We start from the raw sequence: 13235 nt of genomic DNA, 5'->3' as shown, positions 1-13235 counted from the left end.
CCCACCGGCGATCCCCGACAGCCCCAAAAGCGCCCCCGCACGATCCCCCGCCACCACCACCGCACGGTATTCGAACCTCGTCCGCGTCGTCGCCAGCGAATACCCCATATCCAACAGCGATATCGTTTCGTCCTTTTCCAAATACGCCCGCAACCGCTCCGCCTGCGCGCGCAACGCTGCCTCGCTCGGCCCCGATACCACGAGCGGCACGTACGCAGGGGCCGGCGTCCGCGGCCCGGCGTCTTCGGCGGGATCGGGCGGGGGCGGAGCTTCTTCGAGGATCAGGTGGGCGTTGGTGCCGCTCACCCCGAACGACGAGACGGCGGCGCGGCGCGCGCGTCCGCGGCGCTTCCATGCGGTCGGCGCGGTGACGAGGCGCACGGTATTTTGGGACCAATCGATGTGCGGCGAGCCGTGTTCGGCGTGGAGCGTCTTGGGCAAGAGCCCGTGCTGCATGGCGAGCAGCATCTTGATCACGCCCGCGACCCCCGCCGCCGCCTGCGTATGCCCCAGGTTCGACTTGATGGTCCCCAACCACAAAGGGGTGTCGGCGCTTCGCCCTTGGCCGTAGGTGGCGAGCAGCGCCTGCGCCTCGATGGGATCGCCCAAGGTCGTCCCCGTGCCGTGCGCCTCCACGGCATCCACGTCGTGCGCGACCAGGTTGGCGCTCTCCAACGCGCGCCGGATCACCCGCTGCTGCGAGGGCCCGTTCGGGGCCGTCAACCCTTGGCTTCGGCCGTCTTGGTTGACGGCGCTGCCGCGGATCACGCCCAGCACGGGGCGGCCCTCGCGCCGGGCGTCCGAGAGGCGTTGGAGGAAGAGCAGACCGGCGCCCTCGCCCCACCCGGTCCCGTTGGCGCCGGCCGAAAAGGCCCGACAGCGGCCGTCGGGGGACAGCGCGCGCTGTCGGCTGAATTCGATGAATGCGGCGGGGGTCGACATGACGGTGACGCCGCCCACGAGCGCGCGCGCGCACTCGCCGCGGCGCAGGGCATGGCAAGCGAGGTGGATGGCGACCAGCGAGGAGCTGCACGCGGTGTCGATCGTGAGCGCGGGCCCCTCGAGGCCCAAGGTGTACGCGATGCGGCCCGAGGCCACGCTCGCCGCGCTGCCCGTCACCACGTAGCCCTCCAGCGCCTCACGGTGCTCGAGCAAACGTGCGCCGTAGTCGTTGGAGTTCATGCCGATGAAGACGCCGGTGGCGCTGCCCTGGAGCGACCGCGGATCGATGCCCGCGCGCTCCACCACCTCCCACGACGTCTCCAGCAGCAGCCGTTGCTGGGGATCGATGGCCAGCGCCTCGCGCGGGCTGATGCCGAAGAACGCCGGATCGAACTGGTCGGCGTCGTGGAGGAAGCCTCCCTCGCGGGTGTAGCTCGTGCCGGGTGCGTCCGGATCCGGATCGTACCAGGGCGCCGTGTCCCAACCTCGACCTCGAGGCGGTCCCGATATCGCATCCACCCCGGTGCGAAGGAGCTCCCAGAGATCCTCGGGGGTCCGCACCCCACCCGGATACCGACACGCCATCGATACGATGGCGATCGGCTCGCGGTCCCTCTCTTCGACGCCCGCCAGCCGCGCCTCGGTCTCGTGCAAAAGAGACGTGACCCGTTTGAGGTAATCGCGGAGTCGTTCTTCGTTGCTCATTCGAGACCTCGCCCTTGCAGTTTTTGCTCGAGGAGCGCAAAGAGCTCGTCGTCGCTGGCCGCCCGAAACGCGGCCTCGGCTCGTTGCGCGCTCGGCGCGGGGCGGCTCCACTTCGACGACAGCGCGCGAAGCCGCGCCGCCACGCCGGACCGCTCGGCGTCTTCGGGATCGAGGGAGGCCAGCAGCGACTCGAGCCGCGCGAGCTCGTCGAGCACCTGGGTGGGCCGCGGAGGCGCCTGGGGGAACAGCGTGTCGTGGACGCTTCGCGCGAGGGCGGCCGGCGTCGGATGATCGAAGAGCAATGTGGCCGGGAACCGCCTCCCCGCGAGCGCCCCGAGCCGGTTGCGTAGCTCCAGGGCCATGAGCGAGTCCAAGCCGAGCTCCTGCAGCGGGCGATCCGGCTCGAGCCCTCGGTCGCTCCCGCGCCCGAGCACGGTGGAGATCTCGGCGCCGACCGCCGCGAGGAGCGCGCGCTCACGCTCGCGCGCGGAGAGTCCGCCGAGCTGCTCGCCCCACGGCCATGCCGGCGCGTGCTCGGTCCGGCCGGGCGGTTCGACGAGGCGGCTGGTCTCGGGAGCGAGGCGGCCGGGCTCTCGAACGGGCGGGCCGGCTTCTGGAACGAGCCCGCGCAGCGGCGCTGGCAGATCGCGCGCTCCGGCGGTCCGCGCGCGAAGCGCACGGCGATCGAAGCGCGCGGGAATCAATGAGGCCTCACCTTGGTCGAGCGCAGCATCCAGGAGCACGAGCGCGTCCGCCGTGGAGAACGGTTCGATGCCAAGGCGCGACATGCGCCTCTGGGCCACCTCGTCCAAGTGCGCGCTCATGCCGCCGTCCTCGGCCCACCATCCCCATGCCAGCGACATGGCGGGCAAGCCGTGCGCGCGTCGATGATGTGCCAGCGCATCGAGAAACGCGTTGGCGGCCGCATAGGTGCTCTGGCCCGCGCTCCCGAGCACGCCGGACAGCGACGAGAACAGCACGAAGGCCGAAAGGTCTCGTTCGCGCGTGAGCTCGTGAAGGTGCCACGCCGCGTCGACCTTCGGCGCAAAGACGCGCGCGATGCGAGCCTCCGTCTGCGAAAGCACCACGCCGTCATCGAGCACGCCCGCCGCGTGGATCACCCCGGACAATGGATGCGCCGCCGGAATCGCGGCGAGGAGCGACGCCAGCGCCGCACGATCCGAGACGTCGCACGCCACGATCTGCACCTGGGCGCCGGCCGACGCGAGGTCGCGCGCGAGCTGCTCGGCCCCTGGCGCCGCCTGCCCCCGCCTCGAAGCGAGAACGAGTCGCATCACGCCATGACGGTCCACCAGGTGCCGCGCGACCGCGGCTCCGAGCGCCCCCGTGCCACCGGTGACGAGCACCGTTCCCTCGGGAGCGAGCGGGCTTTGGCGGCCGCCGGCCTTCGCGCTGGGCGTCGCACGCCGGGGCGCGAGCCGCGGTACCCGCATCGCTCCGCCCCGCAGCGCCATCTGCGCTTCGTTCGAGGCCATCGCCAGCGGGAGTGCGTCCAGCGACGCAGGGTCGTCATCGATGTCGAGCAAGGTCAGGTTGCGATCCGGATGCTCCGTTTGCGCTGAGCGCACGAAGCCCCAAATGGGCGCGTGATGGACGTCGGAGACATCTTCGTCGGGCCCCGCGGCGACCGCGCGGCGGGTGACGATGACCAGCCGCGACGAGGCGAAGGCTTCATCGTTCAACCACGCCTGGAGATGCGCGAGCACGTGCGGAAGCGGCGCGCGTGGACTTTCCGCAGGTGCGGTGCACGGGAGAAGGACGATGCCGGGTAGGCGCGCGCCGCGGCCAATCTCCGCACGGAGCTCGGCGAGATCCGCATGGGCGTCGAGCGGTCCGACCCGGCTTGCGATTCGCTCGTGCCACCTTGCCCCGTCGCGGCCAACGATGCTCCACGACCCGCCGGATACCGGAGCACCGGCGCTCGGACAGGGCCTCCAGTCGAGCGCGTAGATTGTGTTTCGATCCTCGTCGTCGCGGTCGGGCGCACTCCGGCCCTTCGCGTCGCGCGGGTGAAGGTCGAGCCAATGGCGCTGGCGCTGAAAGGCGTAGGTCGGCAGCTCCACGTGGCGCGCGCCCAGCGGTTCGTAGAAGGCGGCCCAATCCACCGATTGACCATTTATGTGCAGATTGCATAGAGCTTCCAGGAGCGTCTCCACCTCCGAGCGCTCCGGGCGAATGGCCGCCAAAAGCACGCTCTCTTCCGCGCCACGTTCCGTTAGGTTCTCCGCCGCCATCGCCGAGAGCACGCCCCGCGGGCCCACCTCCACGTAACGCGTAACGCCTTCCGCCTCCAGCGCTTGCACGCCCTCGCCGAATCGAACCGGTTCCCGCAGGTGGCGAACCCAATAGCCCGCGCTGCGCAGCTCCTCGTCGCGCGCTCGCTTCCCGGTCACATTCGCGATCACCGCCGTTTGCGGCGGCGCATATGCGACTTTCGCAGCCTCGCGCCCAAACGCCTCCAAAACTTCATCCATATGCGCCGAGTGAAAGGCGTGGCTCACCTCCAGCCGCTTCGTCTTGCGTCCCGCTTTCTCGAACGCCTCCACCACCTCCTGCACCGCCGCCTCGTCCCCCGAGATCACCGTCGTACGCGGCCCATTCACCGCCGCAATCGACACCCCCGCACGGCCCCCAGCCGCTCCACCACCTCCGCCTCCGTCGCCTGCAGCGACGCCATCGCCCCCTTCGCGCTCACCCCCTGCATCAAGCGCCCACGCGCCGCCACCAACCGGCACGCATCCTCCAAGCTCAGCACACCCGCCACGTGCGCCGCACCAAGCTCCCCCACCGAGTGCCCCATCACGACATCCGCTCGTATCCCCCACGACTCCAGCAACCGCACCACCGACACTTCCACCGCAAACAGCGCCGCCTGCCCATACTGCGTTTGCTCCAATTGCGTCGCATTCCCCGCCTCCAAGATCACCTCCCGCAGCGACACGCCTAACGCATCTTCAAAGCACGCACAAATCCGATCCAACGACCCCCGATACACCGGAAACGCCGCATACAACTCCCGCCCCATTCCCGAATACGCACTCCCCTGCCCGGTAAACAGAAATGCCAACTTCCCATCCCCCCTCGCGCGCCCTTTGGCGACCCTTGCGCCCTTGCGGTTTTCTCCCGTTCCCCACCGCCCCCCAGGCTCCAGCTCCTCGCCGGCCAGCGCCGCCAACCCCAAAAGCGCCTCCGCACGATCCCCCGCCACCACCGCCGCACGGTATTCGAACCTCGTCCGCGTCGTCGCCAGCGAATACCCCACATCCAACAGCGATATCGTTTCGTCCTTTTCCAAATACGCCCGCAACCGCTCCGCCTGTCCCCTCAGCGCCTCCTCGCTCTTCGCCGACAGCACCAGCGGAACCCTCCCCCACCCCGCCGCCCTCTCGCCTCCTTGCGCGTGCGCCCTCGCCGCCACATCCAACCCCGCGCCCGCCTCTTCCAAAATCACATGCGCATTCGTGCCCGACAGCCCGAACGCCGACACCCCCGCTCGCCTCGCCACGCCCTCACCCCGCCGCGGCCACGGCCTCCGCGACTCCACCACCTCCACCCCAAGCTTCTCCCACTCCACGTGCCGATTCCTCGGCCTCGTGTGCAACGTCGCTGGCAGCATCCCAGCTCGCATCGACGCCACCACCTTCACCACACCCGCCAGCCCCGCCGCCGACTCCAGATGACCGATATTCGTCTTCACCGCACCCAACCACAGCCGGCCCGACTCCCCTCGACCTTCCCCGTACACCCCTCCCAACGCCTGCACCTCGATCGGATCCCCCAGCGTCGTCCCCGTCCCGTGGCACTCCACGCCATCCACCTCGTGGCCCTCCAGACCCGCATCCCGCAGCGCCGCCCTCAGAACCTTCTGCTGCGACGTCCCATTCGGCGCCGTAATCCCGCTGCTCGCCCCGTCGTGATTCACCGCGCTCCCCCGAACCACGCCCAAAATCCGCCTCCCCGCCGCACGCGCCGCGCTCTCCCGCTCCAACACCAGAACCACCGCACCCTCGCCGCGGCCCATCCCATCGGCGCGATCCGAGAAGGTCTTCGAGCGACCATCGGGAGAGAGCGCCCGCGTCCGCGACAGCAACACGAACATCTCGGGAGAGGCCATCACTTGCACGCCGGCGGCCAGCGCGAGCTCGCACTCGCCATGGCGCAGCGATTGGCACGCCAGGTGGAGCGCCACCAACGAGGACGAACAGGCGGTGTCCACCGAAAGAGCAGGTCCCTGCAGGCCCAAGGTGAACGCCAGCCGGCCCGCGGCAAACGATGCGTGCGTGCCCGTGAGGGCGTGCATCGTCCCGGGTTGCGCCGACGTGCGCAGCCGCTCGTAGTCGCTCGGCCCGATGCCGACGAAGACGCCGGTTCGGGAGTCCTCCAGCGATCCGGGGACGATGGCCGCGTGCTCGAGCGCTTGCCAGGCGGTCTCCAGCAAGATGCGATGCTGCGGATCGAGATCCTTTGCCTCGCGCGGGCTGATGCCAAAAAAATCGGCATCGAAAAGATCGATGCGGTCGAGAAACGCCCCGCCGCGAACGTAGCTCTTATCCTGGGCCTCCGGATCGGGATCGTAGAAGGCATCGACGTCCCAGCGGTCGCTCGGGATCTCGGAGACGGCGTCGATCTCGCCCTCCAGCAACGCCCAAAAGCCATTCAAGTCGACCACACCGCCAGGGAGACGCAATCCAATGCCCACGATGGCGATCCGTTCGCCCTCGGTGCGCACGTGCCGCTCGTGCGCCTCCGCCCGAGCAGCGCGAACGGAGGGTCGGAGCTTCGCGGCCATGCCGTCGAGGAGACGGGCCGCCGCGTGCTGGGGGGAAGGATGATCGAAGGCCAAGGTCGCCGGCAGGCGTATGCCGGTCGCACGATGCAGCCGCTCGCGCAGACCGATGGCCATGAGCGAGTCCAGGCCCTGATCGACGAAACCCTTCTTCGGATCGAGGCGCGAAGCATCGCGGTGGCCCAGGATCGCGGCCGTCTCCGCGACCACGAGGGCGACCAGCTCGCGCAGGCGCTCCTTGTCCGAGAGGCGCTCCAGACGGGCTAGGAGGTCCGCCGCGCGCGCGTTCGCGCCCTCGATCGGCCCCAGCGCTTCGCGCGCCTCCGGCAGATCCTCGAGCAGCGGTCGCGGTCGCGCGGACGCAAAATAAGGGGCGAACCGCCGCCAATCGACGTCGGTCACCACGATGGATGGGGCATCGGAGCCGAGCGCCGTCGCCAGCCCTTGCATGGCCCGTGGAGGCTCCATCTGGAGCAGCCCGCGGCGCAAAAGGTGCTCGCGCGAGCCATCGTCGGCCATCCCCGGCCCGGCCCAGCTCCCCCACGCGATCGACAGCGCCGAGCGCCCCGATGCATGGCGCTGCTCGGCCAGCGCATCGAGGAACGCGTTGGCCGCCGCATAGGCACCTTGATGGCCGCTGCCCCAGATCGCGCCGGTGGACGAGAAGAGCACGAACGCATCGAGCTCGTGATCGAGGAGCAGCTCGTCGAGGTGCCGCGCGCCCAGGACCTTGGCCGCGAGCACCTGCGAAAGATCCGACGGCGTCGTTCGATCGAGGGGCCGCTGCTGCCCGATGCCCGCGAGGTGAAACACCGCGCGGAGCTCCTCGCCATCGCCCCGAAGGCGCGCGAGCAAGGTCGCTACGGCGGCCCGGTCGGCGACATCGCAGTCGGCGAAGGTGGCGCGAACCCCGAGCGCGCCGAGCTCCGTCTGGAATTCGGCCGCCCCCGGGAGCGCGGCGCCGCGGCGCGAGGCGAACACCACATGCGCGGCGCCGCGCCGCGCCAGCCATCGCGCGACATGGCCACCCAACGCGCCCGCGCCCCCGGTGATCAAGACCGTTCCGCGCGCCTCGAAGGCGCGCGCACCCGCGCTCGGGCCGAGCGGCGCGCGGACCAAGCGCCGTACGAACCCGCCGCCATGGCGCAACGCGATCTGATCTTCGCGCGAATGCGCGCCGAGCGCGGCGGGCAGGCGCGAGACCGACGCCTCCTCGAGATCCGAGACGTCGATCAGGCCTCCCCAGCGCTCGGGGTGCTCGAGCGCCGCCGTCCGGCCGAGCCCCCAGAGCATCGCCTGCACGGGGCTCGTGAGCGCATCGTGCGGTCCGACAGATACGCCACCGCGCGTCAAAACCCAAAGCGGCGCCTCGAGGGATTCGTCTCCGAGCGCCTGCACCAAGGCCAGCGTTCGCGCGAGCCCTCGTGGCACGGCGGGGTAGGCCGGCATGGGCCGCTCGTCGAAGCCGAGGAGCGACAGCACGCCATCCGGCGCGCTGCCGCACCGCGCGCGCGCCTCGCGCAGATGCGCCACCAGGAGCGCGCGTTCGGCGCCGTCGCCGGGGTCCTCGTCGGGCACGCGGATCGTCGTGATGCGGGCGCCGGCGTGGCCGAGATGGAGCGCGAGCGCGCGCGCCTCCTCGTCCGAGCACGCGTCCGGCAGCACCAACCACCACGCTCCTCCGGGGCGCGGGCGCGGGCGCGGATCGCGCTCGAGCGGTCTCCAGACGATCCGATAGCGGCAAGCATCGATGGTCGCCTCGTCGCCCTGCCGCGACCGAGACCCCGGCGCCGGAGCGGCGAACGCGTCGAGCCAGTGCCGCTCGCGTCGAAAGGCGTAGCTCGGCAGCGGAGCGCGGCGACCCTCGGGCACGACGGTCTTCCAATCGAGCTCGCGACCATGAACGTGAAGCTCGGCCAGCGACGCGAGCATGCGCGCCATATCGCCCTCGTCGTGCCAGAGCGATCCCACGGCGACCGCGGGGACCTCGGTCGCCTCGATCGTCTCCTGCAGCGGCAGCATGAGCACGGGGTGCGGGCTGATCTCGATGAAGAAGCGGTGGCCGTCCTCCATGGCGGCGCGCGCGGCGTCGCCAAAACGAACCGTGCGCCGGAGGTTCTCGTACCAATAGGCGGCATCGAGCGCGGCCCCGGGCGTCCTTTGCCCGGTCACCGTGGAGTAAAATGGAACGGTCCCTTCGCGCGGTACGATGCCGGAGAACGCCTCGAGCAGCGGGCTACGGAGCACCTCCACCTGATCGCCGTGCGACGCCAGGTCGCCGGGCAGCTTGAGCGCAAAGACGCCATCGCGCGCGAGGTCTCCGAGGAGCGCGTCGAGCGCGCGCGCGTCGCCCGACACGGTCGCCGATCGCGGGCTGTTGATCGCGGCGACCGCGAGCGCGCCACCAAAGCGCCCCACGTACGCGGACAGCTCGTGCGCGGGCAGCTCGACGGCCATCATGGCACCGCGCCCGGCGAGCTCCGCGAGGGCACGGCTGCGCAGCGCCACGATGCGGGCCGCATCTTCGAGCGACAGCACGCCCGCCACGCAGGCGGCGGCGATCTCGCCCTGACTGTGGCCGACCACGGCATCGGGCTCGACCCCCAGCGATCGCCAGACCGCCGCCAGCGCGACCATCATGGCGAAGAGGACCGGCTGCACGACGTGCGTGTGCGCGAGCGACGGTGCGCCCTCGGCCTCTTCGAGCACCGCGCGAAGCGACCAGCCCACGTGCGGGGCGAGGGCGCGCTCGCACGCCTCGATCTGCTCGCGGAACACGGGCGATGCGCCGAGCAGCCCGCGGGCCATCCCCGGCCATTGCGTCCCCTGGCCCGGAAAGACGAACACCACCTTGCCCTCGACCGAGACCTCGCCCGCGGTGACCCCCGGCCCGAGCTCGCCCGCTTCGAGCGCCCCCAGCGCGTCGAGCAGCTCCGCGCGCTCACGGGCCACGATCACGGCGCGGCGCTCGAAGTGCGTGCGCGCCGTCCCCAGCGAATGGGCGACGTCGGCGAGGCTCGCGTCGGGGTGCTCCTCGAGGTGCGCGCGCAAGCGCCCCGCCTGCGCAAACAGCGCCGCTTCGGTCTTGCCCGACAGGGGAAATGGCAGCACGGCCCGCACATCGCGTGCGCGCAAAACCCGACGGTCGCGACGGCCGGGACGGTCGCCATGAACGCGATGCGCGTACCGAGCGCGAAGATGCTCGTCTGCGGCCTGCATGGTCTCGACCTCGCTTGCCCCGCGCCGGAGCGCATGCACGACCATGCCGCGCCCCCCGCGGCGGCGGAGGTTCGATTCGATGGCCCCGAGCGCGACGGGGTGCGGACTGAGCTCCAGGAACAGCTCGAACCCGCCCTCCAGCGCGCCGTCGATGGCCGTCGAAAAGAGCGCGCGATCGCACAGGTTGCGCACCCAATGGTCCCCATCGAAGGAAGCGCCATCGAGGGCTCCGCCGGTGACCTCGGAGAAGATGGGAATCGCCGCCGCGTGCGCGCGTACGTCGAGGAGCGCGGCCCGCAGATCGGCGCGAAGTCCATTCAACCACGGACAATGGGCGGCCGCATCCGTGGCGACGCGCCGGCAGAACACCCCCTCGCCCTCGAGGCGCTCCAGCACGCGGTCCAGCGCGCCGGTGTCGCCTGCGAGCACCGTCAGATCGGCGCCGTGCTCGATGGCTGGAAAGAGCCGGCCCGGTTCATCGGATACGGCCTCGCAGGCCGCTTGCCACGAGAGGCCGACCACGCCCATGGCGCCGGCACCGCCGGAGGCCACCCGGTCTCCGAGCACGCGCGCATACGCGCACACGATGCGCATGGCATCGTCGAAGTCGAGCGCGCCTGCCACATGGGCCGCCGCGATCTCACCGATGCTATGCCCCACCACCGCCGCCGGCTCCACGCCGCGCGCGCGCCACAGGTCGGCCAGCGCGATCTCCACCGCCACGATGGCGGGAAAGCCGACCGCCACCCCGTCGAGGCGCGCGTCCTCCGCGCGCAACGCGTCGAGCAGCGACCAGCCAAGGTGGCGGCGGATCGCGGCATCGCACCGGACGAGCGTCTCGCGAAACACCGGCTCGCGCTCGAGCAGGCCCAGGCCCATCCCGGCCCACTGCGCACCTTGGCCTCCGAACACGAAGACCACGCCGCGCTCTCGGTCGGGCTCCGCCAGAACGACATGGGCATTCGTTCCACCCATTCCGAAGGAGCTGACGCCCGCGACCAGAGGCCGATCCTCCCTGGGCCACGGCCCCAGCGCGCGCTGCACGCGCAGGTTCCAATCGGAAAATGGAATATGCGGATTGGGAACTTCGAAGTTGAGACTCGCGGGGATCTTTCGATGCAGAATGCACAGAACGACCTTGATGAGCCCGACGATACCGGCCGCTCCCTCCAAGTGCCCGATGTTCGTCTTCACCGATCCGATGAGGAGCGGGTGCTCGCGCGAGCGGCCCCGACCGAGCACGGCCCCGAGCGCCCCCGCCTCGATCGGATCGCCGAGCGCGGTGCCCGTGCCGTGCGCCTCCACGTACTGCACCGCTTCGGACGAGACGCCCGCGCGCGCATAGGCGCTGCGCAGCACCGCCTCTTGGGCCGCCGGATTGGGGGCGGTGAGGCCGTTGGTGGCCCCGTCGTTGTTGACAGCCGACCCGCGAATCACCGCGAGAACGCGATCGCCATCGGCGCGCGCGCGGGCCAGCGTCTTGAGCAGAACGACGCCGCCGCCCTCCCCTCGCACATACCCGTTCGCGCGCGCATCGAAGGTGAAACAGCGCCCGTCGGGGGACAGGCCGCCCAGCTGGCTCATGCCGAGCGCGCTCTCGGGGACGATATCGAGATTCACCCCGCCCGCCAGCGCGAGGGAGCTCTCGCCGCGCCGCAAGCTCTCGCACGCCAGATGCACCGCGACCAACGACGACGAGCACGCCGAATCGATGCTCATGCTCGGCCCGTGCAGCCCCAGCGCGTAGGAGACGCGATTGGCAAGGATGCTGCGGTGGTGCCCGGTGGAGGTGTGCGAGGTGATGGCCTCGGCCGCGGCGCGATGCACCAAGGTCGCATAATCGTCCCACATCGATCCGAAAAAGACGCCGGTCGGGCTCCCCTTCAAGCTCCCGGGGACGACCCCCGCGTCCTCCAGCGCCTCCCAACTCAGCTCGAGCAAGAGTCGCTGCTGGGGGTCCATCGATGCCGCTTCGCGCGGTGAGATACCGAAGAAGGCCGCATCGAAGGCATCGATGCGATCGAGGAAGCCCCCCCAGCGGCTGTTGGCTTTTCCGGGCGCCCGCGGATCGGGGTCGAACCACGCTCCAGCGTCCCATCGCCCCGCGGGTACCTCGGTAATGGCATCGACGCCGCCTCGGAGCAGCCGCCAAAACACCTCCACATCGGGCCCGCCGGGGACGCGACAGGACATGCCCACGATGGCGATGGGCCCATCCTCTCCACCTCGCCCATCTTCGTCGCGCATGGATCCATCGCGCCAATCGGACGCCGTTGGATCCAGGAGGTGCTGCGCCAGGCTCTCGGGCGTCGGGCACCTCCAGGCGAGCACGGGCGATAGGGCGCGCCCCAATCGTTTACCCAACCAAGAGACGAGCTCGGTCGATTGCTGCGAATCGAGACCGAGACGCCGGAATGGCGCGCGCGGATCGACCGCCGCCCGATCCACGCCGAGACGCTCGGCCACGTAGGTCACGATCCAGGTGCGAAGCTCCTCCAGGTTGGCCGCGATCGCGGGCGCGTGGGTCATGATTGGACCGTTCGCGAGAAATCGTTTTCCGAGGAGGAGTGATTGGCGTCTTGGTCGATTTGGCGAACGTTTGCAAACTCGCGAGTCGCGCGCGTCCAAGGCGTTGCGCGATGGCGATGGACAGCGAACTCGGCGAAAAACGGCAGATCTCGGGAGGACGCAGCCTGGACTTGGTCGCGCTCGAACGGCCGATTCTCCACGAACGCAGGGGTGTCCAGGGCGATGTTCAACGATTCGACGATCATTCGAATGGAATCCGACTTTTTGTTTTCAACCGATTTGCGGATAATAGGGGAGGAGGAAGCTCGTCGAAGCCCGGCGCGCACCGATGCTGACCGATGCGGACCGGTCTCCGCCGGCGGCATTTGCGCGATCCACAGCGGAGACACTCGTCCACTGCATGTTCACGTTTTCGATGTCCCCGTCTCGAATGAGACAGACAAATTTGCCATTATCTTTCTAGGTCACACCTCTACGTTTGTCATCCACCTTTCGCGCCTCGCCCTGGCGTCTCATGGACGTCGGATGAAATATTTTCTTTGCACGCCATCGTGCTTATTCGCGACGAAAGCGGATTGAACCGCGCGCCACTCCGCCATTGCGGGCAATTTGAGCACCTCGCGATGCAGGGCTTCGAGGCACGACCAATCGCGACACGCCGAAGGCGCAATAAGACACGTCATACTGCGCCACGCGGGAGGCGCTCCAGGCAGGATCGATCCATCGCCGTGCTCATATCGATCGCGACGAGGCGCACGTGCCATTCAGGACGTTATGCCGGCAGCAAGAAGTTACGCCAGCAACGAGATGCTGCGCAGGCAACGTGACGCTGCGCAGGCAACGTGACGCTGCGCAGGCAACGTGACGCTACGCAGGCAACGTGACGCTGCGCAGGCAACGTGACGCTGCGCAGGCAACGTGACGCTGCGCAGGCAACCAGATGTCGGGCAGGCAACGTGACCCGGGCAACAATCGGAGCACACGCGAGCCACGTCACCTTCGTGAATCCGATTCGAAGCAGGCGGCAACACGA

Annotated in this window: 2 protein-coding genes and 2 pseudogenes; all 4 read right to left on the bottom strand. The window is 69.7% G+C overall.

What is annotated here, in order from left to right; translation table 11 throughout:
- Window positions 1-111 precede the first annotated feature (111 nt).
- Window positions 112-1557, bottom strand: a pseudogene (locus tag LZC94_10280) (polyketide synthase).
- Between the two features lie 86 nt (window positions 1558-1643).
- Window positions 1644-3101, bottom strand: coding sequence for a beta-ketoacyl reductase (locus LZC94_10275; GenBank protein ID WXB20371.1), 1458 nt, complete (start codon window positions 3099-3101; stop codon window positions 1644-1646).
- A gap of 735 nt (window positions 3102-3836) precedes the next feature.
- Window positions 3837-12202: pseudogene (locus LZC94_10270) on the bottom strand (SDR family NAD(P)-dependent oxidoreductase).
- A complete protein-coding gene (locus tag LZC94_10265; GenBank protein ID WXB17645.1) occupies window positions 12199-12567 on the bottom strand; it encodes a hypothetical protein in 369 nt (122 codons plus the stop codon). The pseudogene LZC94_10270 and the gene LZC94_10265 overlap by 4 nt, the downstream one beginning before the upstream one ends.
- Window positions 12568-13235: the final 668 nt, after the last annotated feature.

This window comes from Sorangiineae bacterium MSr11954 (genome assembly GCA_037157815.1).
Lineage (GTDB): Bacteria > Myxococcota_A > Polyangia > Polyangiales > Polyangiaceae > Pendulispora > Pendulispora albinea.
This window is presented reverse-complemented; position numbering and strand designations above follow the sequence as displayed.

Coding starts and splice junctions, on each gene's coding strand:
- LZC94_10275 (WXB20371.1), bottom strand. CDS start 3,101: ATGCGGGTACCGCGGCTCGCGCCCCGGCGTGCGACGCCCAGCGCGAAG.
- LZC94_10265 (WXB17645.1), bottom strand. CDS start 12,567: ATGCCGCCGGCGGAGACCGGTCCGCATCGGTCAGCATCGGTGCGCGCC.